This is a genomic window from Streptomyces sp. NPDC090083 (assembly GCF_044747445.1).
GTDB lineage: Bacteria > Actinomycetota > Actinomycetes > Streptomycetales > Streptomycetaceae > Streptomyces.
This window is the reverse complement of the sequence record NZ_JBIVED010000013.1, coordinates 210,373-231,624: the sequence shown is the minus strand read 5'-3', so window position 1 is coordinate 231,624 and position 21,252 is coordinate 210,373. Positions and strand designations below refer to the sequence as shown.

General features: G+C 72.1%; 19 protein-coding genes. 13 read left to right on the top strand and 6 right to left on the bottom strand.

The features are described from left to right. Window positions 1–203 precede the first annotated feature (203 nt). Entirely contained in the window at window positions 204–809 is a 606-nt protein-coding gene (locus ACIPTO_RS35775) for a hypothetical protein (RefSeq protein WP_401199005.1), read from the top strand. A 106-nt stretch (window positions 810–915) separates the two neighbouring features. Beyond that, window positions 916–3,351 (top strand): right-handed parallel beta-helix repeat-containing protein, encoded by a 2,436-nt coding sequence (locus ACIPTO_RS35770; protein WP_401199003.1) that lies wholly within the window; start codon window positions 916–918, stop codon window positions 3,349–3,351. Here the strand turns inward: ACIPTO_RS35770 and ACIPTO_RS35765 are convergent. Next, entirely contained in the window at window positions 3,321–5,663 is a 2,343-nt protein-coding gene (locus ACIPTO_RS35765; protein WP_401199001.1) for a hypothetical protein, read from the bottom strand. The genes ACIPTO_RS35770 and ACIPTO_RS35765 overlap by 31 nt on opposite strands. A 289-nt stretch (window positions 5,664–5,952) precedes the next feature. On the opposite strand from ACIPTO_RS35765, the gene ACIPTO_RS35760 reads away from it, so the two are divergent. Further along, window positions 5,953–6,780, top strand: coding sequence for a DeoR/GlpR family DNA-binding transcription regulator (locus ACIPTO_RS35760; RefSeq protein WP_366320288.1), 828 nt, complete (start codon window positions 5,953–5,955; stop codon window positions 6,778–6,780). Between the two features lie 70 nt (window positions 6,781–6,850). Beyond that, window positions 6,851–7,321: an SRPBCC family protein gene (locus ACIPTO_RS35755; protein ID WP_401198999.1), complete on the top strand. Its 471-nt coding sequence runs from the start codon at window positions 6,851–6,853 to the stop codon at window positions 7,319–7,321. A 45-nt stretch (window positions 7,322–7,366) separates the two neighbouring features. Here the strand turns inward: ACIPTO_RS35755 and ACIPTO_RS35750 are convergent, their stop codons facing one another. After that, window positions 7,367–8,491: a PLP-dependent cysteine synthase family protein gene (locus tag ACIPTO_RS35750; protein WP_401198997.1), complete on the bottom strand. Its 1,125-nt coding sequence runs from the start codon at window positions 8,489–8,491 to the stop codon at window positions 7,367–7,369. A gap of 342 nt (window positions 8,492–8,833) precedes the next feature. Between ACIPTO_RS35750 and ACIPTO_RS35745 the strand changes: the two genes are divergently transcribed. Both ACIPTO_RS35745 and ACIPTO_RS35740 read left to right on the top strand, forming a co-directional pair. Next, window positions 8,834–9,157 carry a hypothetical protein gene (locus ACIPTO_RS35745; RefSeq protein ID WP_266774568.1) on the top strand — a complete coding sequence of 108 codons (324 nt, stop codon included), beginning with the start codon at window positions 8,834–8,836 and terminating at the stop codon, window positions 9,155–9,157. Between the two features lie 443 nt (window positions 9,158–9,600). Next, on the top strand, window positions 9,601–10,146 hold the full coding sequence (locus ACIPTO_RS35740; protein ID WP_366320294.1) for an ATP-binding protein: 546 nt from the start codon (window positions 9,601–9,603) through the stop codon (window positions 10,144–10,146). A gap of 417 nt (window positions 10,147–10,563) precedes the next feature. On the opposite strand, the gene ACIPTO_RS35735 is transcribed toward ACIPTO_RS35740, so the two are convergent. The 3 genes from ACIPTO_RS35735 to ACIPTO_RS35725 are packed head-to-tail and all read right to left on the bottom strand — an operon-like array spanning window position 10,564 to window position 14,182. Then, on the bottom strand, window positions 10,564–13,125 hold the full coding sequence (locus tag ACIPTO_RS35735) for an ABC transporter permease (RefSeq protein ID WP_401198994.1): 2,562 nt from the start codon (window positions 13,123–13,125) through the stop codon (window positions 10,564–10,566). Then, window positions 13,122–13,874 (bottom strand): ABC transporter ATP-binding protein, encoded by a 753-nt coding sequence (locus ACIPTO_RS35730; RefSeq protein ID WP_401198992.1) that lies wholly within the window; start codon window positions 13,872–13,874, stop codon window positions 13,122–13,124. The genes ACIPTO_RS35735 and ACIPTO_RS35730 overlap by 4 nt, the downstream gene beginning before the upstream one ends. Further along, complete coding sequence (locus ACIPTO_RS35725) at window positions 13,871–14,182, bottom strand: SHOCT domain-containing protein (protein WP_366320300.1); 312 nt, start codon at window positions 14,180–14,182, stop codon at window positions 13,871–13,873. Before ACIPTO_RS35725 ends, ACIPTO_RS35730 begins: the two co-directional genes overlap by 4 nt. Window positions 14,183–14,484: 302 nt before the next feature. Here ACIPTO_RS35725 and ACIPTO_RS35720 point away from each other — a divergent pair, with 302 nt between their 5' ends. The 6 genes from ACIPTO_RS35720 to ACIPTO_RS35695 all read left to right on the top strand — a co-directional run bounded on the left by ACIPTO_RS35720 (window position 14,485) and on the right by ACIPTO_RS35695 (window position 18,766). Continuing rightward, on the top strand, window positions 14,485–15,045 hold the full coding sequence (locus ACIPTO_RS35720; RefSeq protein WP_401198990.1) for a TetR/AcrR family transcriptional regulator: 561 nt from the start codon (window positions 14,485–14,487) through the stop codon (window positions 15,043–15,045). A 12-nt stretch (window positions 15,046–15,057) separates the two neighbouring features. After that, window positions 15,058–15,453, top strand: a complete 396-nt coding sequence (locus tag ACIPTO_RS35715) for a cupin domain-containing protein (protein WP_401198988.1) — start codon at window positions 15,058–15,060, stop codon at window positions 15,451–15,453. Between the two features lie 11 nt (window positions 15,454–15,464). Then, window positions 15,465–16,049: a DUF4865 family protein gene (locus ACIPTO_RS35710; protein ID WP_401198986.1), complete on the top strand. Its 585-nt coding sequence runs from the start codon at window positions 15,465–15,467 to the stop codon at window positions 16,047–16,049. Between the two features lie 8 nt (window positions 16,050–16,057). Continuing rightward, the gene (locus ACIPTO_RS35705; protein WP_401198984.1) at window positions 16,058–16,957 is read left to right on the top strand and encodes a phosphotriesterase; all 900 of its coding nucleotides are present in this window, start codon (window positions 16,058–16,060) and stop codon (window positions 16,955–16,957) included. Between the two features lie 67 nt (window positions 16,958–17,024). Then, window positions 17,025–18,035, top strand: coding sequence for a permease (locus ACIPTO_RS35700; protein WP_366320310.1), 1,011 nt, complete (start codon window positions 17,025–17,027; stop codon window positions 18,033–18,035). Then, window positions 18,032–18,766, top strand: a complete 735-nt coding sequence (locus tag ACIPTO_RS35695; protein ID WP_401198982.1) for a TIGR03943 family putative permease subunit — start codon at window positions 18,032–18,034, stop codon at window positions 18,764–18,766. The genes ACIPTO_RS35700 and ACIPTO_RS35695 overlap by 4 nt, the downstream gene beginning before the upstream one ends. Here ACIPTO_RS35695 and ACIPTO_RS35690 read toward each other — a convergent pair. Next, a complete protein-coding gene (locus ACIPTO_RS35690; protein WP_401198980.1) occupies window positions 18,723–20,258 on the bottom strand; it encodes a ketol-acid reductoisomerase in 1,536 nt (511 codons plus the stop codon). The genes ACIPTO_RS35695 and ACIPTO_RS35690 overlap by 44 nt on opposite strands. Window positions 20,259–20,346: 88 nt before the next feature. Between ACIPTO_RS35690 and ilvY the strand changes: the two genes are divergently transcribed. After that, the gene (ilvY, locus tag ACIPTO_RS35685; protein ID WP_401198978.1) at window positions 20,347–21,198 is read left to right on the top strand and encodes an HTH-type transcriptional activator IlvY; all 852 of its coding nucleotides are present in this window, start codon (window positions 20,347–20,349) and stop codon (window positions 21,196–21,198) included. Window positions 21,199–21,252 lie beyond the last annotated feature (54 nt).

The following is a 21,252-nucleotide window of genomic DNA, read 5'->3' as shown; positions in this document are numbered from 1 at the left end:
CGGTCGGCGCGCCGGAGAAGTCCGGAGAAGTTCCGCCGGCGGGAGCGCGAGGCGGGAACCCTCCCCGTGGGCCCGGTCGTTGAGATCGCGTGAGAAGTTCATGAGAGGGCTGTGGAGAGGTGATTTCGCTCTCTCTTTCCCCGGGCTCTTGGGTGAACGGCGGGGCGCGGAGCTATGACGGAGCGGGAAGGGGGTGCGGGACGGTGGGAGCAATCAGGGGTCTGTGGCGCTGGCGGCGCAATCCGCTGCGTCGCGCGACCGATCTGGCCGAGGCGTGGCTGGCCCTGGCGGTCCTGCTGCTGGTCCTGGTCGCCGCACCCGTGATCGGTTCGCTCGTCGGCGCGGTCGCGCAGGACAGCCTGCAGCGTTCGGTGCGGGAGCAGCGCGCGGACCGGCACGCCGTGACGGCGACGGTGGTCAAGAAGCTGAAGGGTGCCGAGCTGGACCCCGACCCGGACTCGTCCACCGCACGCGACATCCGCAGCCGCGTCCTCGCCGAGTGGACCGCCCCGGACGGCAGCGCGCAGCACGGCGCGGTCATGGCGAACCTCAACACCCCGCACGCGGGCGACCACTTCACGCTCTGGACGGACCAGAGCGGGCACATAGTCACCCGCCCGCTGGACGCGGCCACGGCGACCACCCACGCCGTGCTCGCCGGGCTCGGCGCGGCACTGCTGACCGCCGGGCTCGTCGACAGCGGCAGACGCTTCGTCCTGTGGCGCATGGTCCGCCGCAGGTACGCCCGTTGGGACCGGGCATGGGAGCGGGCGGGTCCGGACTGGGGCAGGACCGGCACCGGCAGCTGACCGCCTTCCGGCTCTGGTCAACCCACCGCCCGCCCGCACGCTACGGTGGACCGGCGAAGGCTTCGGCATCAACCCGCATACCACGAGGTGGGGGCACAGCAGCGCCATGGCACAGGGCACGGTCCAGGTGACGCACACCGGTACATCGCGGTGGCGGCGCCGCACAGGTGAGTACGCGTCGCTCGCCGCCGCCCTGGAGGCCGCGGCCGAGGGAGACGTGCTCACCGTCGCTCCCGGCACCTACCGGGAGAACCTCGTCGTGGCGCGGTCGGTGACCCTGCGCGGCCCCGAGGGTTCGCCCGGCTCGGTGCGCATCGCGCCCCTGGACGGCGTGCCGTTGACCGTCCGCGCCTCCGCGATCGTCCAGGACCTGCATGTCGAGGGCCAGGACTCGGCCGCGCCCGCGCTCCTCGTCGAGGACGGCGCACCGGAGTTGACGGATCTTCGGATCGTGACCCGCTCCGCGTCCGGCATCGAGGTCCGCGGCGGCGCCCGCCCCACCGTGCGGCGCTGCACGGTCGACAACCCGGCAGGCATCGGGATCGCCGTGCTCGACGGCGGTGGCGGGGTGTTCGAGGAGTGCGAGGTCGTCTCGGCGGGCCAGGCGGGCGTAGCGGTCCGCGACGGCGGCCACCCGCGCCTGGAGCGCTGCCGTGTCCACCACGCCTCAGGTGTGGGTCTGTCCGCCACCGGCGAGAACTCCGCGCTGGAGGCGGTGGGTTGCGAGGTCTACGAGACGCGCGGCAGCGGCGTCCAGATCACCGGCCGGGCCACCGCGCACCTCACCGACTGCGATGTGCACCGTACGACCGCGGACGGCGTGACGCTCGACACGGACGCGGTGCTGACGCTGGCCGACTGCCGCATCCACGACATCCCGGAGAACGCGGTGGACCTGCGCTCCCGTTCGGTGCTCACGCTGACCCGGACGACGGTGAGCAAGTTCGGGCGCAACGGACTGTCGGTGTGGGACCCGGGCACGCGGGTGGACGCCAACCAGTGCGAGATCTTCGACAGCACCGGCGACTATCCGGCGGTGTGGGTCAGTGACGGCGCCACCGCGGTCCTGGACTCCTGCCGGGTGCACGACGTACCGGACGCGCTGTTCGTGCTGGACCGGGGCTCCCGCGCGGACGTCGTCGACAGCGACATCTCCCAAGTGCGCAACACGGCCGTGTCGGTGAGCGACGGCGCCACCGCGCAGCTCGACGACTGCCGGATCCGGGACGCGGCCACGGGCGCGTGGTTCCGCGACCACGGCAGCGGCGGCACGCTCAACAACTGCACCGTGGACGCCACCCAGACGGGCGTGATCGTCACCAAGGGCGCCGACCCCACCATCGAGCGCTGCACGGTCGACTCCCCCGCCGAGGCCGGCTTCTACGTCTCCGCGGGCGGCCGGGGCACCTTCCTCGGCTGCCGCGTGACAGGCAGCGGCGGCTACGGCTTCCATGTGATCGACGGCTGTCGTACGACGCTCAAGAAGTGCCGTACGGAGCGGTGCGCGCGCGGCGGTTACGAGTTCGCGGACGCCGGGCCCGATGCGGCGCCCGGCACGGGACCGGTCGTCGAGGACTGCACCAGCGACGAGAGCGGCCTCAAGCAGCCGACCGTCCGCGAGACGGCGGTGGAGACGGCGAGCCAGTCGACCAGCGTGCTCGGCGCGATCCCCAGCCAGCGCACGGCCGACCAGGACCCGCTGATCACCCCGGCGGAGCCGGAGAAGGAGTCCCGCTCCTCCAAGGCCGTCCTCGGTGAACTCGACGCGCTGGTCGGCCTGGACAGCGTCAAGCGCGAGGTGCGGGCCCTCACCGACATGATCGAGGTGGGCCGCCGCCGCCAGCAGGCCGGTCTCAAGGCCGCCTCGGTCAAGCGGCACCTGGTCTTCACCGGCTCCCCGGGCACCGGCAAGACGACCGTCGCCCGGCTCTACGGCGAGATCCTCGCCTCGCTCGGTGTGCTGGAGAAGGGGCATCTCGTCGAGGTGTCCCGGGTCGACCTGGTCGGCGAGCACATCGGCTCCACCGCGATCCGCACCCAGGAGGCCTTCGACAAGGCGCGCGGCGGGGTCCTGTTCATCGACGAGGCGTACGCCCTCTCCCCGGAGGACTCGGGACGCGACTTCGGTAAAGAGGCCATCGACACGCTCGTGAAGTTGATGGAGGACCACCGGGACGCGGTCGTGGTGATCGTCGCGGGTTACACGGCGGAGATGGAGCGGTTCCTGTCCGTCAACCCCGGTGTGGCGTCCCGCTTCTCACGGACCATCACCTTCAGCGACTACAACCCCGAGGAATTGCTCAGCATCGTCGAGCAGCAGGCCGAGGAGCACGAGTACCGGCTCGCCGAGGGCGCGTCCGAGGGGCTGACGAAGTACTTCACGGCGATCCCCAAGGGTGCCGCGTTCGGCAACGGCCGTACCGCGCGGCAGACGTTCGAGGCGATGGTGGAGCGGCACGCGAGCCGGGTCGCCCAGGTCGAGGAGCCGAGCACGGACGACCTGACGCTGCTCTACGCGGAGGACCTGCCCGAGCTGCCCTGAGGCGGCACCTCGGGCCGCAGCCGGGCCAGCAGCCGTTCGCGTTCCTCGGCGAAGGCGGGGTCGGCCTGGTAGTCGGAGTGGCCGAGGATCGGCGCGGGCAGCGGGTGCCGTGCCGTACGGCCGTACTCCAGCGGGTCCTTGAGGGGTGGTTCGTGGTCCACCTGGGGGCCGCGGTCGCAGGAGACGTGCACCGGGCCGCCGATGGGGTCGGTGAGCCGGTACAGGTTGCGCCAGCAGTCGACCTCGCGGTGCAGCCGGGTCAGCGCGACCGGGCCGAAGTGGGCGGGGAACCAGCGGCCGTAGAGGCGCTCCAGAGGGGAGCCGTAGGTGAGCAGGGCGACGCGTCTGCGCTGGGCGGGCTTGAGTTGCCAGGCCGCCGCCGCGGCGAGGACGCTGCCCTGGGAGTGGCCCGAGATGACCAGCCGGCCGCCGGTGGCGCGGGTCCAGGTGGCCATGCGCCAGGTCAGGTCGGGGACCGCGCGCTCGGCGTAGCAAGGCGGGGCGAAGGGGTGGGCGGCGCGCGGCCAGAACGTGCCGACGTCCCAGAGGATGCCGATGGTGCGCCGCGCGGAGGCGTCCTTGTAGGCGCGCCTGCCCCAGGTGACGAACAGTATGAAGCCGAGCCCGATCAGCCAGGAACCGAGCGCCTGCGAGGTCTGCGCCGTGCCGTGCACGAAGGCCTGCGTCTTCTCTCCGGCCCGTTCCGGTGTCCGGTCGGTGGTGAAGGCGCCGACCAGCGCTCCGGCGCCGAGGAGCAGCGTCGCGGTGGACGTGACGGCGACGAGGAGGGGGCCGCGGTCGGTGAGCGTGGCCATCGCGCGCGTGCTCGCGATCCGTGCGGTGCGCGCCCGGTCCTCGCGCACTCCCGGGTAGTCGTGCGCCACCTCGGCCAGTTCGCTGCGGCGCAGCCGCCAGGTGCGGTGGCCGAGCGCGGCGCACAGGACGAGGACGACGACGAGCAGCGGCGGGATCACCGAGGCCTGCCAGGTGAGCAGCACGGGCGGTCCCGCGATGGACGTCCCGGTGCCGTCCAGCCAGTCGGAGACCCGCTGGGAGACCCCGCCGGACATCACGCCGCCCAGGGCGCAGGCGAGCATCGCGACGGCCGGTCCGCCGAGGCCGCGCATCGCGGAGCGCGGGTCGGGGTGCGTGCGGTGCAGCAGGTGGGCGACGACGGCGAGGGCGATCACCAACAGGCCCTGCACCAGGGCGATTCCGCCGAACGCCGTGTCGCCGGGCAGCCGCCCGGACGACGCCCAGCCGGGGCGCGACCAGCCGCCGTAGAGGAGGGAGAGGGCGAGCAGGAGGAGGGCGCTGAGGGGGAGGCGGCGGACGAGGCGGCGGTCGAGGGCCTGGTCGAGACGGTTCTCGCTGCGGCCTCGACGGCACACCACGTAGACGACGGCGAACGCCACTCCGGCGAGGGCGGTCTCCAGGAGGGTGCCCAGCGTGGCCAGGGGGCGGGAGCCGTCCGGGCCGCGGTCGAAGTGGGCCGCGGAGACGGTGATCGGCGCCGCGACCGTCAGGAGTCCTGCGGCCGTGTGGGCGGCGCGCAGGCGGGCCACCAGGCGGCGGCCGTACCAGAAGCCGGGGCGGCCCAAGGAGCTGTGGCCGGTCTCGTCCTCGGGTTCGGGCCGTCGGTTCATCGGCTGCTGGGACTCGTACGCGCTCCAGGTGCGGCGGGAGAGGTACCAGAGGAGGACGGTGAGCGCGGTCGGCACCAGGGCGGCGAGGGCGAGGCGGCGGCCGGGCCGGCTCCACCAGCTGTCGTGCGAGACGGTCGGGGACAGGAAGCCGAGCCAGGTGTGCCGGTCGGCGCACGCGCGCGTGCCCGCGCACTGCCAGGCCGCGAGGTCGAGGGCGACCTCGCAGGCCGCCGCGACGAGCAGCACCGTCAGGGTCAGTCCCGCGAGCCGCACGAGCAGGCCGTAGAAGCGCACGGTCCGGGTGTGGCCGCGGGCGGTGGGGCGCATCCAGTGGGCGAGGTTGACGACCATGAAGGGCAGCAGTAACAGCCACAGCGCGCGGGTGTCGTTGCCCGAGGTGAGGTTGCACCAGACGTAGGCCTCGCGGATCGGGCCGGTGCGCTGTCCGGCGGGGCGGGACTCGGCGTCGACGTCGGCGGCGCGGCGGAAGACGGCCGCCGTGTCGTCACCGGTGACCCGTACCGTGCGCGGATCGCCGAGCATCTCCTCGGGTGTGGTGCCGCCGACTCCGTGGACCAGGAGTTCGAGCGCGGGTTCGGTCTGATCGGGCCGTCCGGCGGGGCTGTCGGCCTCCGTGGTGGCGGCAAGGTCCTGTACACGCTCCACTGTTCGCACATCCCCCGTGACGCACTGTTCGTCTGTGTTCCGTGTGCACACCAGGATCGTCTCTTCCGTCGCGTCGCACACGCCCCGTCACCGAATTTCCCCGATCCGGGTGACACACGAGGGACGACGGGTGGCCGAATGACATGTGCGCGTCGGGACAGGCGGTGGCGCGGTGATTGCGGAGGCGTGCGAGGATGGGACGTCCGCGTGCCGCCGCCGCGAAGAACGACCTGGTCGGGGCGGGTGCGTCGGCAGTCTGACGGGTTGCGGCGAAAGGACCGGAGCGTACGTGAGTGAGAATCAGAACCTCCTCGCGGAGCAGCGGCGCGCCCTGATCCTCGACGAAGTCCGACGCCGCGGCGGTGTCCGCGTCAACGAACTGACCCGCAAGCTCGGCGTGTCGGACATGACCGTCCGTCGCGATCTCGACGCGCTGGCCCGCCAGGGCGTCCTGGAGAAGGTGCACGGCGGAGCCGTCCCGGTCGTCGAGGCGAGCACCCACGAGCCGGGCTTCGAGGCGAAGTCGGGCCTGGAGCTGACCGCCAAGGAGGACATCGCGCGCGCCGCGGCGGAGTTGGTGGCACCGGGCACGGCGATCGCGCTCTCGGGCGGTACGACGACGTACGCGCTCGCCCACCATCTGCTGGAGGTCCCCGACCTCACCGTGGTCACCAACTCGGTGCGTGTCGCCGACGTGTTCCACGCGGCGCAGCGCACGTCGGGGCAGCGGCAGGGTGCGGCGACGGTCGTCCTGACCGGCGGAGTGCGCACCCCCTCGGACTCGCTGGTGGGTCCGGTGGCCGACCAGGCCATCGCGGCGCTCCATTTCGACATGCTGTTCCTCGGTGTGCACGGGATATCGGCCGAGGCCGGCCTGTCGACGCCGAACCTCGCGGAGGCCGAGACGAACCGCAGGCTCGTGCAGTCCGCGCGGCGGGTCGTGGTCGTGGCTGACCACACCAAGTGGGGGACGGTGGGCCTGAGTTCGTTCGCCGCGCTGGAGCAGGTGGACACGCTGGTGACCGACGCGGGGCTGCCCGCGGAGGCACGCGCGGAGATCTCGGAGCAGCTGCGGCTGGTGGTGGCGGGCGAAGTCACTGACGGGGCAGACATCTGACGGACCGCCAGCTATCGTGACGTCGCCCACTCTGGTCAACTTCCCTCAACCGTCAAGGGGGTCAGCGTCCATGGCCAACCAACTGCGGCCCGTCGGGCTCGACTTCATCGATACCGCCCCGGTGCGCCTGGTCTTCGCCCAGGACATGTCCGCGGCGCCGGACGCGGTCTTCCACGCCCTCAACGACGATGTGCCCGGGTGGGCGGAGTGGTTCTCCGCCGTCACCAGCGCGCGGTCCGTCGACGACGGGGCCGGGCGTGACATCCGGCTGACGGGTGGCGGGCACTTTCGCGAGACGGTGATCGCGGCGAAGCCCGCGGAGGTGTACGCGTACCGGGTCGACGTCACCAACGCTCCGGGCGCCCGCGCGATGGCCGAGGAGTGGCGACTGAGCCCGGCCGGGAGCGGGACGCGGGTGCAGTGGACGTTCGCCGTGGACGGGAACGCCGTGTTCCGAGGTGCCGTGCGGGTGGCCCGGCCCGGGTTGAGACGGGCGTTCAGAGGTGCGGTGACGGAGCTGGACCGCCGACTGGCCGGCTAGGAGCCCGCGGACGTACGTCCCCCTTCGGCGGCGGCGCCCATCGGTTCAGGCCGGCCACACTCCCGTGGCCAGCAGCGAGGTGATCGCCGCGCTGTACGGAGTGATGTCCATGCCCTGCTCCGCGAGCCACGTGTCCGAGTAGTACTTGTCCAGGTAGCGGTCGCCCGGGTCGCACAACAGGGCCACCACGCTGCCCTGTTGGCCTGCCGCCACCATCTCGGAGATGATCTTGAGCGCGCTCCAGAGACCGGTGCCGGTCGAGCCGCCCGCCTTGCGGCCGATGGCCTGCTCCAGGGCTCTCACGGCGGCGACGCTGGCCGCGTCGGGGACCTTCATCATGCGGTCGATCGCGCCGGGAACGAAGCTCGGCTCCATACGAGGGCGGCCGATGCCCTCGATACGGGAGCCGCAGTCGCAGCTGACGTCCGGATCGCCGGTGGTCCAGCCCTCGAAGAAACAGGAGTTCTCCGGATCGGCGACACAGACGCGGGTGTCGTGCTGCATGTAGTGGACGTAGCGCGCGAGGGTCGCCGACGTTCCGCCGGTGCCGGCCGTGGCGACGATCCACGCGGGCTCCGGAAAACGCTCCAACTCCAGCTGGCGGAAGATGGATTCGGCGATGTTGTTGTTGCCGCGCCAGTCCGTGGCCCGCTCCGCGTAGGTGAACTGGTCCATGTAGTGGCCGCCGGTCTCCACCGCGAGGGCGGCCGACTCCTCGTACATCCTGCGCGGGTCGTCCACGAAGTGGCACTGCCCGCCGTGGAACTGGATCAGGCGGATCTTCTCGGCGCTGGTCGTGCGCGGCATGACCGCGATGAAGGGGACGCCGATCAGTTTGGCGAAGTACGCCTCGGAGACGGCCGTGGAACCGCTCGACGCCTCGATCACCGGCCGGGCGGGCCGGATCCAGCCGTTGCAGAGGCCGTAGAGGAAGAGCGAGCGGGCGAGGCGGTGTTTGAGGCTGCCGGTGGGATGGGTCGACTCGTCCTTCAAGTACAGGTCGATGCCCCAGCTCTCCGGTAGCGGGAAGCGGAGGAGGTGCGTGTCCGCCGAGCGGTTGGCGTCGGCCTGAACCTTGCGGACGGCTTCTTTCAGCCAGCTCCGGTAGGCCGCGTCACTGCGGTCGACGTCGAGGGTGGCACCGGTCAGGGCCTGTGGGGTGGTGCTCACGGCGGGGCTCCTTACGCTTCGCGCCGACGGCGCGTCGCGCGGCCGACACCTCGATCATATGCACCTTCCGCACGCTTCTCACCTGCATAAACACACCTTTGAGGAGGTCAAAGGCGACCCTGGGGCAGAGCGCGGGAGGACGGGCGCGGCAGCGATTCGGCGGACCTCGGGCCGAGCCCGGGGGCGCACTCGCGCGAGTGCTCCGGATACTCACCGTGACCGCGTCGTGCGTACTGGTGCTCGACGCCCTTGGCGGGCAGACTTCACCGCAGCGGGACGAACGTCCACAACGGGGGCGCACACTGGATCACCAGATGTCCTGGACCAAGGGGGCGGGGAAGCATGGCGGAGCCGGAGTTCACGGCCACGGGCGTGCGGATCGGGAAGCGGCTGCGTTCGCTCACCCGGGCCGGACAGGTCCGGATCAACGACGGCAGGCTTGAGCTGCTCACCAGCTACGGCAGCGAGATCGACAGCGCGCCGGTACAGGCGGTGCGCGCGTCGAAGCCGTGGTTCGCGCCCGAGGACCGGGCGCTCGCCGACCTCAACGGCAACAGATACCTGCTGACCCTCGGCGAGCACGATCCCGCGCCGGGACAGCCGGGGCCGCCCGCGGCCCGCCGGTTCATCGAAGCCGTGCGCAAGGCGGCGGGGCGGGGCGCGTGACCCGTGCGGCGGGGGCGATGCCCGTGCGGCACGAGGGGCGCGAGGTGCCCTTGCGGCGAGGGGTGCGGCGGTGTGCCGGCGCTGAGGGCCGCGGCGGAGGCGGCGACGGCCGCGGCGCGGGGCCGTCGTTGCGGAAGCGGTCGTCGTGGGGGTAACGGCCGTCGCGGAAACACCGCCGGCGTGGAGATGGCATCCGCCGTGGAAGCAGCCGTCGCGGGGATAGCCCTCGCGGGAGCGGTTCATTCGCGGCATTGACCAGCGGGGGCCTACCGCGAGTTGCGCGACCGTGACCCCTGAGTCACTCTGGTCTCACGTCACTCTGGGTTTACCGGCGATAACGCTGCGAACCAGCCCGCCGGACACAACAGCAGGCGGCCGTCCTTGACCTCCCTGCTGGATCCGAACTCCGTGTTCTTCCGGACCTAAGTCGGGGAGTCGCAGCCGTGATCAGTCACCCAAGCAGGCACTGCACGGTGGAGCTCCAAGCCCTGCCGTCGCGGATCGGCCAGGTCCGCAGAATCGTATCTGCGCAGTTGCGCTACTGGCATCTGGATCCTCTGATAGACCGGGCCGCGCTCGGTGTGACAGAGCTCCTCACCAACGTCCACCGGCACGCCCAGCCCGACAAGACGTGTGTCGTCGAGATCGAGCTGCTTCTCGACCAGCTCATGGTCTCGGTGCGCGACCACGATCCCCGGCTTCCCGTGGTGGGCGAGATCGACGAGGTCTCCCCTACGGCCACGTGTGGGCGCGGGCTCGCGATGGTCGCCGCCGTCAGCGAGACCTGGGGCGTGCGGCCGGACGGGGACTCCGGCAAGGTCGTGTGGTTCACGCTCACAGCGCCGGCGCCCGCCGCGGCCACGCCGAGCCGCCCTCCGCGCCGTGCGGCCACCGAGAAACCCGCGCACCGGTTCGTCACCGAGGTCGAGCACCCGGTCGACGCCCATCGGCCTCAACACGCTCCCGCCCGGTCGGCCGTTGCCGGTTGATCGGGCGGTGATTCGTTGCGGGTGGTTGTGTATGCGGGGGGGGAGGCGGTTCCTGCGGCCGTGGGTCGGCTGGGTGGGAGCGTGAGTGCGTGAGTGGGTGGGTGGGTGCGCAGGGGGTTTGGGACGGGTGGAGTCTCGGATTGCGGTCCGGTCCAGAAACCTCGCGTTACCTGCCCGGCATCTCAGACCAACCGCGCGCACCTCTTGTTTGTTCAGTCGCCTACGGGGCGCTGGAAGCCGGTGACTTGGGACCCACCGTGCTCGGCGCTGCGCGCCTCCGCGCGCTGGGTCCCAAGTCACCGGCGCGCCCCTACGGCTCCCTCTCGGCCGTCCGCGTGGGGGCAGTCCCGCTTGGTGGGCCCTCGCCGTCCGCCGAGGCGACGCCGTCCGCTTCTCTGCCCGGGGTGGATGGGGTGATCACTCGGTGGCGATCGCCCTGAGTACGTCCAGCCGGGCGGCCCTGCGTGCCGGGCGCAGGCCCGCGAGGGCCCCCGCAGATACGCCTACCAGGGCCACTAGTACGAGTTGGACGGGTGGGATCGCGAAGGCGAAGGCGCTGTCGCTCGCGCCGTCCGAGGCCTTGACCAGGACCCAGCCCAGGAAGGCTCCCAGGACGAGTCCTCCCAGGGTGCCGAAGGCAGCGATCAGGACCGACTCCCAGCGGACCATGGCCCGGAGTTGGGAACGGGTCTGGCCGACCGCCCTCAACAGGCCGAGTTCCCGAGTGCGTTCGTGGATCGCCAGCGTGAGGGTGTTGGCGATGCCCAGCAGCGCGATCAGGACCGCGAGGGCGAGGAGCGCGTAGACGAGGGTCAGCATCATGTCGATGCCGGAGGCCGCGGACCGGGCGTAGTCGTGGCGGGTCTGTACCTGCGGGTTGCCGTACCGGGCCGCGATGCTCTCTACCGCCGCCTTGCCCTTGGCCGTGCTGACGCCGTTCTTGAAGGAGACGGCGACCAGCGTGTCCGAGTCCTGGGTGCGGTGCGGGGCCCAGGCGGCCCGGGTGATGACGTAGTCACCGGCGAGCTCGGAGCGGCCGTAGACCGCGCGGACCGTGAAGGTCTCCTTTCTGCCGTCGGTGAAGGTGAGCCGTGTCCTGCTGCCGGTGGTGAGGTGGTGGCTGTCCGCCTCCGTTCTGGTGATGGCGATGCCGTCGGCGCCCAGGGCGCGGAGTGAGCCCTGGACCGTGCCTAGGTCGAAGGTGCGGGACAGGGCCGCGGGGTCCGTCACCGTCAACGCCCTTCCCCGGCCGTCGACTTCGGCCACTCCTCGGCCCAGGCCCACCGCCGTGTCCACTTCGGGCAACTGGGCGACGGCTCCGGCGAGCCGGGGGCTCATACCGCTGCCGCCCGCGCCGAAGGACGGGGTGCTGACCACCACGTCACCGGCGAAGGAACGGGACACCGTCCGGTCCATCGTCGCCTTCAACGACGCGCCGAACACGGTGAACAGGGACACCACGGCCACCCCGATCATCAGCGCGCTCGCGGTGGCGGCCGTTCGGCGGGGGCTGCGCAGGGCGTTGCGGCGGGCCAGGCCGCCGGTGACGCCGCGCAGCCGGTCCAGGGGGCCGCCCAGGACACAGACCGCGGAGGAGGAGGCGACCGGGCCGAGGACCACGAAGGCCAGCAGGGCGAGGACCGCGCCAAGTCCCGCCAGCAGCAGGGTCGGTGAGACCAGCACGCCGGTGAGGGTGGCCACGAGGGCCAGGACCGCCAGGGCTGTTCCCGTCAGCGCGCGGACGCGGGACGTCCCGGACCGGTCCACCGCCGTCTCGCGCAGTGCGGCCAGGGGTGCGGTGCGACCAGCGCGGACGGCCGGCATGAGCGCGGAGGCCAGGCAGACGATGACGCCGACCGCGAGGGGCAGGGTCATGGAGAGCGGCCGGATCACCAAGTCGCCGCCGGGGAAGGGGAATCCGATCGCCGGGAAGAGGCTCTGCAGGCCTGCCGCGATCCCGATGCCGCCCGCGAGTCCCGCGGCCGACGCCGCGAGGGCGACGACGCTCGCCTCGGTGAGGGTGGCCGCCGTGACCTGGCGGCGGGATGCGCCGAGCGCCCTCAACAGGGCGTTCTCGCGGGTGCGTTGGGCGATGACGATGGCGAACGTGTTGTGGATGGAGAAGGTGGCGACCAGCAGGGCGATGCCGGAGAACACCAGCAGGAAGGTGGTGAAGACGGTGAGGAACTGGGCGGAGATCATGTCCGTGTCCTCCTGCGCCGACCGCTGACCCGTGATCGCCTCGACTCCCTTGGGGAGGTGGGGAGTCAGGCGGTCGACCAGCGTCTGCTGGCTGATGCCCGGTCCTGCCCTCACCTTGATGGTCGACGCCTCCCCCGGCTTCGCGGTGAGGTACTTCTCGGCGTCGGACCGGGTCATGCCGGTGAAGGTCACCTGGGCCATGCCGTCCTCGCCGCCGAAGGTCGCGAGGCCCACGATCGTCACCTTGACGGGGTCGGGGGTGCGCAGCGTCGTCGTGTCGCCGATCTTCAGGTGACCCTTGTCCGCGGCCCCTCGGTTGATGACAACCTCGCCCGGCCTGGCGGGAGTTCGGCCTTCCGCAAGCCGATAGGGGTTGAGTCCCGGGTCGGGGATCCAGTTGCCCGCGAGGGTGGGCGGGCCCTTGCCGCCGATGGCCTCGCCGTCGGCGCCGACGAGTTGGCCCGCCCCTTGGATGTCCGGGGCGGCCGCCGCGACGCCGGGGACCGCCTCGACGGTCTTCACCAGCGCCGTCGGCACCGGTTGCCGAACTCCCTGGCTCTCGCCGGGTGTCGTGATGGCGTCGGCGCTGCGGACCACGGCGTCCGTGCCGCTGGTGGCGTCGCCGAACATGGTGCCGAAGTCGGCGCGCAGCGTGTCGCCCATGACGAGGGTGCCGGCGAGGAAGGCGACCCCGAGGAACACGGCGAGGAACGTGCCGGCGAAGCGTCTTCTGTGGGCTCGCAGCGAGGACATGCTCAGCCGTACGGACGCGTTCATGAGCTCACGTCCTCGAAGGCCTTCAGGCGGTCCAGGACCTTCTCCGCCGTAGGTGACTCCATCCGGTCCACCAGGCCGCCGTCCGCGAGGAAGACGACCTCGTCGGCGTGGGCGGCGGCCACCGGGTCGTGGGTCACCATCACGACCGTGCGGTCGGTCCGTTCCACGGCGCGGCGGAGCAGGGCGAGGACCTCGCCGCCCGCGCGGGAGTCGAGGTTGCCGGTCGGCTCGTCGGCGAAGACGACCTCGGGCCGGCCCGCGAACGCCCGTGCCACGGCGACGCGTTGCTGCTGTCCGCCGGAGAGTTCGGAGGGGTGGTGGTGGAGCCGGTCGCGCAGGCCGACGACGTCGACGAGCGCGTCGATCCAGTCCTGGTCGCCGCTGGTTCCGGAGAGGTCCAGAGGCAGGGTGACGTTCTCCGCCACGGTCAGTGTCGGCACCAGGTTGAACGCCTGGAAGACGAAGCCGACGCGGTCACGGCGGAGGAGGGTGAGCCGCCGGTCGTCGAGGGAGCCGAGTTCCGTGTCGCCGATGAAGGCGGAACCGGAGGTGAGCGTGTCGAGGCCTGCCGCGCAGTGCATCAGGGTGGACTTGCCGGAGCCGGAGGGACCCATGATCGCGGTGAAGCGGCCGGCCGGGAAGCCGACGCTCACCCCGTCCAGGGCGCGTACGGCGGTGTCGCCGACGCCGTGGACCTTGACGGCGTCGACGACCCGCGCGGCCGTGCGGGTGGTGGTCACGGTGGTCATGCGGGGCCGCCGCCCTTGCCCGCGGCGCGGCCGAACTGCTCGTCCAGGACGGACAGACGGCGCCAGTACTCGTCCTCGTCGATCTCGCCGGAGGCGAAGCGACGGCCGAGGACGGCAAGCGGGGAGTCACCGGTGGGGCGCGGGTCCGCCATCGCGCGCCACGGGCCGCCGCGCCCGATCCCCCGGCCGCGCCAGGCGGTGCGGCGCAGGACGGTCACCACGCCGACCACCACGGCCGCCCAGATCAGCGGAAGGAACAGGATCCACGGGCCGGGACCCCCGCCGTGCCAGTTCGCCAGAGTCTGCATGTCGATTCATCTCCAAGTGGTCCGGAGCCCCGGAAGGGATTCCGTCGGCGTAGCCCTCGACGGGCTTCCTGTGATGTATCGAGACTCGCTCCGGGCAGGGGCCCGGGTCGTCGTACGGGCAGCGGCAGTGTGCGTACCTCCCGGGGAGTACGCGGGCGCGTTTCGCTTGCTCCCCAGGGCCTCGACGCCTGCGCCCACCGGATCGGCTCCCGTTCCCACCGAATCGGCTTCCGTTCCTATCGCCTCGGCTTCTGTTTCCTACCACCTCGACATCTGTACCTACTAGTATGTACAGTTCTTTCATGAGCACCCCGGAGCGACTGATCGAGTCCACGCGCGAGCTGCTGTGGGAGCGCGGCTACGTCGGTACCAGCCCCAAGGCGATCCTGGAGCGGTCCGGCGCCGGGCAGGGCAGCATGTACCACCACTTCAAGGGCGGAAAGCCGGATCTGGCGCTGGCCGCGATCCGGCGGACGGCCGAGGAGTTGCGGGCGACCGCCGAGGCGGTCCTCGACGGGCCGGGCACGCCGTACGAGCGGATTGAGGCGTATCTGCGGCGCGAGCGTGACGTGCTGCGCGGGTGTCCGGTCGGGCGGCTGACGATGGACCCGGACGTGATCGCCAGCGCCGAGCTGCGGGAGCCGGTGGACGAGACGCTCGACGCGATCCGTGAGCGGCTCGCCGGAATCGTCGAAGAGGGCAAGGAACAGGGGCAGTTCGGGCCGGAGCTGGACGGCGAGGAGATCGCCTCGGCGATCCTCGCGACCGTGCAGGGCGGCTATGTGCTGGCCCGCGCCTCCGGTTCACCGGCCGCCTTCGACGCCGGTGTCCGGGGTCTGCTCTCCCTTCTCTCGCCCCGATAGGAGCCCCGGTTCATGCACATCACCAGGCAGCGCCCCGACACCCGGCAGGGCCGGGCGGAGAACTTCACCGGCTCGGTGTGGCTCGACGAGCTGGCCGCGCCCGGACCGCCGTCCCGGCTGAGGATGTTCAGCGTGCACTTCGCGCCGGGTGCGCACACGGCGTGGCACACCCATCCGCACGGGCAGGTGCTGCACGTCGTGGAGGGCGAGGGGCTCGTGCAGCGCAGGGGCGGTGCCGTGGAGGCGATCCGCGCGGGCGACACCGTGTGGATCGAGCCGGACGAGTGGCACTGGCACGGCGCCGCACCGCGCACCTTCATGACGCACCTCGCGGTCGTCGAGGCGGCGGAGGACGGTACGACCGCGCACTGGTACGAGCACGTCGACCCGGCCGACTACCCGGCCTGAGGGGGCACTTGATGCACGCGACGCAGTACGAACTCACCCTGCCCGCCGACTACGACATGGACATCGTCCGGGGACGGGTCGCGCGGGTCGGCCGTCTGCTCGACGACTGGGACGGCCTCGGGATCAAGGCGTATCTCCTGCGGGAGCGCGGGGTGCACGGCTCGCCGGTCAACCAGTACGCGCCGTTCTACCTGTGGAACACGGTCGAGGGCATGAACCGCTTCCTCTGGGGCGGCGCCTTCCAGGGGCTCGTCGACGACTTCGGGCGCCCGGAGGTGCTGGGCTGGTCGGGGCTCGCCTACGAGGAGGGGGACGCGGCGGGCTCACCGGCGGTCGCGGCCGTGCGACGGCGTCAACCGATCGCGGACGGCGGCGAGTTGGCGACGGTCATGGAGAACGCGGTGGGTGAGACGCGGCGGTTGGCCCGGGAGGACGGTGTCGTGCTCGCGGCGGCGGCCGTGGACCCGCACCGCTGGGAGCTGGTCCACTTCTCGCTCTGGGAACACGACATGCCGAAGGCGGAGGGCGAGGTGTTCCAGGTGCTGCATCTCTCGGCGCCGGGCCGGGGCGCCCTTGCGCGAGGCCGGCAGTGGTGAGTGCCGTCGTGCGTACGGTACTTGGGGACGTGGACGCCGGGCTGCTGGGCGTGTGCGACGCGCACGACCACCTCTTCCTCAGGAGTCCGCGGCTCCCCGGCCAGGAACTGGGCGACGCCTCGGCCGCGCGGGCCGAGCTGGCCGCGTTCCGTGCCGCCGGCGGCGGTGCCGTCGTGCAGTGGACGCCGTACGGGATGGGGCGGCGGGTCGCCGATCTGCCGCTGCTGTCCCGGGACACCGGGGTGCGGGTGGTCTGCGCGACCGGGTTGCACCAGGCGGCGCACTACAGCCCTGAGGTGCTGAAGAGCCTGCGGGGCAGGCTGGCCGAGGTCTTCGTCGGCGAACTCACCGAGGGCATCGGGCCGTCGGGGGTACGCGCCGGGATCATCAAGGTCGCGGGCGGCTTCCACGGGCTCGACGCGCATGCCCGCTGGACGATGACGGCCGCCGCCGAGGCCCACCGGGCGACGGACGCGCCGATCGCCGTCCATCTGGAGGCGGGCACCGGCGCGCTCGACGTACTCGACCTGCTCTGCGGCGAGTTGGGGGTCGCGCCGCACCGGGTGATCCTCGGCCACCTCAACCGCTCCCCCGACCTCACGGTCCAGCGGCAGGCCGCCGCGTCCGGCGCCTACCTGGCCTTCGACGGACCGTCCCGCGCCCATCACGCCACGGACTGGCGGATGCCGGACGCGGTGCGGGCGCTGGCCGAGGCCGGCTACGGGGACCGGCTGCTGCTCGGCGGGGACACGGTGGTCTCGGGGGCGCGGTCGGTGGACGGCGGTCCGGGGATGCCGTACCTGCTGCGGCGGGTGGGGCCCCGGCTCGCGGTGGAGGTGGGCGAGGAGCTGGTGGGACGCATTCTCACGGAGAACCCGGCGCGGGCGTTCGCCCTGAACCGCTCCTGAGGCCGGTCGCCGAGCGCTGACGCGGGACCGCTATGTTCGACGCGAACACCGAACATGTGGAGCTCGTGTGCAGACGACAGTGGAGCCGCCGAGAACGGCGGAGGCGGAGGCCGCGACGAACGGCTGGCCCCGGTCCTGGCCGCTCATGCTGCTCGGCGCGGCGGTCGTCCCCGGGCTGCTGCTGTTCGCCGTCGGGCGCTGGCTGGACGCGCCGGCCGTGCAGGCCTGGCGGACCGTGTGTCTCGCGATCACCACCCAGGCGCTGCCCTTCCTGCTGCTGGGCACGGCGCTGTCGGGGGCGATCAACGCGTTCGTGCCCGCGCGGGTGTTCACGAAGGTGCTGCCCAGGCGGGCCGCGTTCGCCGTGCCGGTCGCCGGGGTGGCGGGGGTCGTGCTGCCGGGCTGCGAGTGCGCGTCGGTGCCGGTCGCGAACAGTCTGATCGGGCGGGGGGTCACCCCGGCCGCCGCGTTCGCGTTCCTGCTCTCGGCGCCCGCGATCAACCCGGTCGTGCTCACGGCCACCGCGATCGCGTTCCCGGCCAGCCCGGTCATGGTGCTGGCCCGGCTGCTCGCCTCGCTCGCGACCGCCGTGGTGATGGGCTGGCTGTGGCTCTGGCTGGGGCGTGAGGAGTGGCTGCGGCCGGTCGCGCGGCATACCGGGCACCAGGAGGGGCACAGCCGTTTCACCGAGTTCCGGACCGGTTTCCAGCACGACTTCCTGCACGCGGGCGGTTTCCTGGTCGTCGGCGCGATGGCGGCGGCGACCTTCAACGTGGCGGTACCGCGCTCCGTGCTGGACACCTTCGCCGGTTCGCCCTGGCTGTCGGTGCTGTTCCTGGCGGCGCTGGCGATCATCCTCGCGGTCTGCTCCGAGGCCGACGCGTTCGTGGCGTCCTCCCTCACGGGCTTCTCCCCCACGGCCCGGCTCGCCTTCATGGTCGTGGGCCCCATGGTCGACCTGAAGCTGATCGCCCTCCAGGCGGGCACGTTCGGCCGGGCGTTCGCGGTCCGCTTCTCCGCCGCCACGACGGTCGTCGCGGTGCTGTCCAGCACGCTGATCGGAGCCGTACTGCTGTGAGACGCCCTCTCCAGGTGACCCTGCTCGTCCTCAGCGGCCTGGGCCTGCTCCACGCCTCCCTCTTCACCGACCTGTGCCTGCGCTACGTCAAGCCGGGCATGCGCCCGATGCTCGTGGCCTCGGGGTTCCTGCTGATCCTGCTGGGCATCGCGGAGGCCTGGTCACGGGCACGGCAGAACCCGCACGCGGAGGACGACCACCCGGGCCACAGTCACTCCAGGGTCCCCCGCGTCGCCTGGCTGCTCTTCCTCCCGGCCCTCAGCCTCCTCTTCTACGCCCCTCCCGCCCTCGGCGCCTACACCGCCTCCCGCGCCGACACCAAGGCCGTCCCCGTGCAGGACGGCTTCGACCCGCTGCCCGCGACCTCGCCGCTGCCGATGACGCTCACGGACTTCACGACCCGCGTGCAGCAGGACCGCACGCGGGTCATCAAGGGCCGTACCGTCCAGATGACCGGCTTCGTCACGCCCCACAAGGGGGCCGAGTACTGGGACCTGACCCGGATCATGATCTCGTGCTGCGCGGCGGACGCCCAGTCCATCAAGGTCCGGGTCTACGGCATCCCGGCCCTGTCCGCGAACACCTGGGTGACGATCACCGGGACCTGGCACGCGAGCGGAACCCTGGGGACGAGTTCGGCCGCCGCCTCGCTCGACGGCGTCACCGTCCAGAAGGTCGCCAAACCGGTCAACGCCTACCAGGACGCGCTGCCGTTCGGAACTCCGCGCTGAGCCGGGCCGCTGGGCCGTCCGGCTGGGCCACCGAGATGTCCACGGAGGGGCGCAGCTTCGCCGCCGAGGCCAACGCCTCGTGCACGGGATGGGTGTCGAAGGCCGTCAACAGGGCTTCGTCCGCCGGGAGTTCGGACTCCGGGTAGGCGATCTGCTCGTAGGCCGCCTGGAAGCGCGGGCCCCAGCGGCGGGCTCCGAGGCGGGCCGTGCGGGAGCAGTTGTCGACCATGTACGCCACGTCCCGCGCGTGCATGTATGGCAGCAGGGAGTCGACCGCCTCGATGACGGACTCGTTGACGATCTCCGACCAGGGGTGACCGCGCTCGGCGAACTCGTCGACCTGGGCGGTCATCGTCGCGACGAACGCCCCGGCGGTGAACGGCTCGACGGGCAGGGCGCGTTCGGCTCGGCGTGCCCGCACCTCCGGCCCGGCCGCCCACATCGGTGAACCGCCGATCCCGCTCATCTCCCGTGCCCCGAGCCGCCGTTCGGCCAGGACGACGCTGCGCAGCTCGGTGCCGTCGGCGACCTCGTCGTAGATCTCGGCGACGATCTCGCGGGCGGGACCGTAGGTCGCGGAGTACGCGCGGTCGAAGACCTCCCGTCCGGCGGGGGTCAACTCCGCGCGGACGGCGCGGAGTCCGGCGTGGGAGATGGTGCGGGCGATGGGCCCGGTGACGTTCTCGCAGGACCGCTCGTACGAGGTCACCGCGTCGTCGCCGGCCAGCCGGTAGCGGGTGAAGAGGCTCTCGACGATGCCGTGGACGGCACCGAGGAGGATGGCGCGCTCGCCGACGATGTCGGAGCGGTACTCGCTCTCCAGCGTGGTGCGGAAGGTGTACGGCGAGCCGAGCGCGACCGACCAGGCGAGCGCGCGGTCGGTGGCGCGGCCGTCGGGGTCGGCGTGGACGGCGTAACTGCTGTTGATTCCGGCGCCGTTGATCTCGGTGCCCTGCTCGTAGAGGCGCCGCACGGAGTCGCCCATGCCCTTGGGGCAGACGGCGATGACGCCGTGTCCCGAGGGGAACTCCCCGCCCGTTTCCCGGAGATGGCCGAGCAGGAAGCCGTGCGAGAGGCCGATGGTGGCGCCGGGCTTGAGGGCGGCGAAGATCTCCTCGTGGTGGGCGGCGAGGGCCGCGTCCGCGATGAGCAGGATCACCAGGTCGCTGTCGGCGGTGACGGCGAGCCAGTCGCCGAGCGTGCCGTCCTCCTCGGTGAAGCCGTGCGCGCGGGCGTCGGCCGCCGATGCCGAGCCGGGACGCAGCCCGACGCTCACCCGGATGTCCGTGCCGGCGAGGGAGTCGCGCAGGTTGCGGGCCTGGGCCCGGCCCTGCGGACCCCAGCCGACGACGCCGATGCGACGGATGCCGTCGAAGGCCCGCGGGAGCAGCGGGAGGAGGTGCCGGCCACCGCGCAGGATGGTCTCCGTGCCGCCGGGCACGTCCATCGTCTCGACGGCGAAGACGGCGGAGGTGTACGTGGTCGAGGTCATGGTGGAGTTGTAGGCTCCGGGCGAGCGTTGCGGCAAGCGCAACCTGTGCAGCGGTCTGTTGCACGAACTGAAAGGGCCAGGTCACGGTATGCGGGACGACCATCGCGAGCTACGGCTTTTCCTGCATCTGGCGCAGACGCTGAACTTCGGGCGGACGAGTCTCGACTGCCATGTCAGCCCGGCGACGCTGACCCGGACCGTGCAGCGGCTGGAGGCGGACCTCGGACACCGGCTGTTCGACCGGGGCGCGCGCGGGGTCTCCCTGACCGCCGAGGGCCACCGCTTCCGTGCATACGCCGTCCGGTCACTTGAGTTGTGGCGCGCCTACCGCGAGGAGCATCCCGACCCGGCCGAACTCACCGGCGGACTGGCCCTGTTCGCCACGGTGACCGCCTGCCAGGCCCTGCTTCCCGACCTGTTGGCACCCTTCCGGGCCGCGCACCCCCAGGTACGGCTCGACCTGCGTACCGGCGACGCGGCGGCGGCGCTGGCCCGGCTCGACGAGGGCGAGGTGGACGTGGCGGTCGCGGGCCTCCCGGCCCGGCTCCCGGAACCGCTGGTGAGCCGCACGGTGGCGGTGACCGAACTGGTCCTGGTCACCGCTCTGGACCGCCCCGACCCGGACCTCGACGGCCCGTTCGTCCTCCCCCACCGGGGTCTGGTCCGCGAGGCCGCCGACCGCTGGTTCCGCACCCGGGGCACGGCCCCGGACGTGGTCTGCGAACCGGACGGCCACGAAGGCCTGTTGACCCTGGTCGCCCTCGGCTGCGGGACGGGCGTGGTACCCCGTCTGGTCCTGGAGAACAGCGCCGTACGGGAACGACTGGCGGTGATCACGGCGACCCCACCGCCGGAGCCGTTCCCGATCGGCCTGTGCGTCCGCAGAACGGACCTGCGCCGCCCCCTGGTAGCGGCCCTGTGGAGCCTCACGGCACCCTGAGCGCGGCCCAAAGGGACGCGGCGAACCGCGCGCCCGGCCACGACGGCACCGCAC

What these genes read in the sequence shown, in the direction of transcription:
- ACIPTO_RS35735 (WP_401198994.1), bottom strand. Translation starts at nt 13,125, where the DNA reads ATGAACGCGTCCGTACGGCTGAGCATGTCCTCGCTGCGAGCCCACAGA.
- ACIPTO_RS35730 (WP_401198992.1), bottom strand. Translation starts at nt 13,874, where the DNA reads ATGACCACCGTGACCACCACCCGCACGGCCGCGCGGGTCGTCGACGCC.
- ilvY (WP_401198978.1), top strand. Translation starts at nt 20,347, where the DNA reads ATGCGGGACGACCATCGCGAGCTACGGCTTTTCCTGCATCTGGCGCAG.
- ACIPTO_RS35755 (WP_401198999.1), top strand. Translation starts at nt 6,851, where the DNA reads ATGGCCAACCAACTGCGGCCCGTCGGGCTCGACTTCATCGATACCGCC.
- ACIPTO_RS35715 (WP_401198988.1), top strand. Translation starts at nt 15,058, where the DNA reads ATGCACATCACCAGGCAGCGCCCCGACACCCGGCAGGGCCGGGCGGAG.
- ACIPTO_RS35690 (WP_401198980.1), bottom strand. Translation starts at nt 20,258, where the DNA reads ATGACCTCGACCACGTACACCTCCGCCGTCTTCGCCGTCGAGACGATG.
- ACIPTO_RS35710 (WP_401198986.1), top strand. Translation starts at nt 15,465, where the DNA reads ATGCACGCGACGCAGTACGAACTCACCCTGCCCGCCGACTACGACATG.
- ACIPTO_RS35720 (WP_401198990.1), top strand. Translation starts at nt 14,485, where the DNA reads ATGAGCACCCCGGAGCGACTGATCGAGTCCACGCGCGAGCTGCTGTGG.
- ACIPTO_RS35725 (WP_366320300.1), bottom strand. Translation starts at nt 14,182, where the DNA reads ATGCAGACTCTGGCGAACTGGCACGGCGGGGGTCCCGGCCCGTGGATC.
- ACIPTO_RS35770 (WP_401199003.1), top strand. Translation starts at nt 916, where the DNA reads ATGGCACAGGGCACGGTCCAGGTGACGCACACCGGTACATCGCGGTGG.
- ACIPTO_RS35745 (WP_266774568.1), top strand. Translation starts at nt 8,834, where the DNA reads ATGGCGGAGCCGGAGTTCACGGCCACGGGCGTGCGGATCGGGAAGCGG.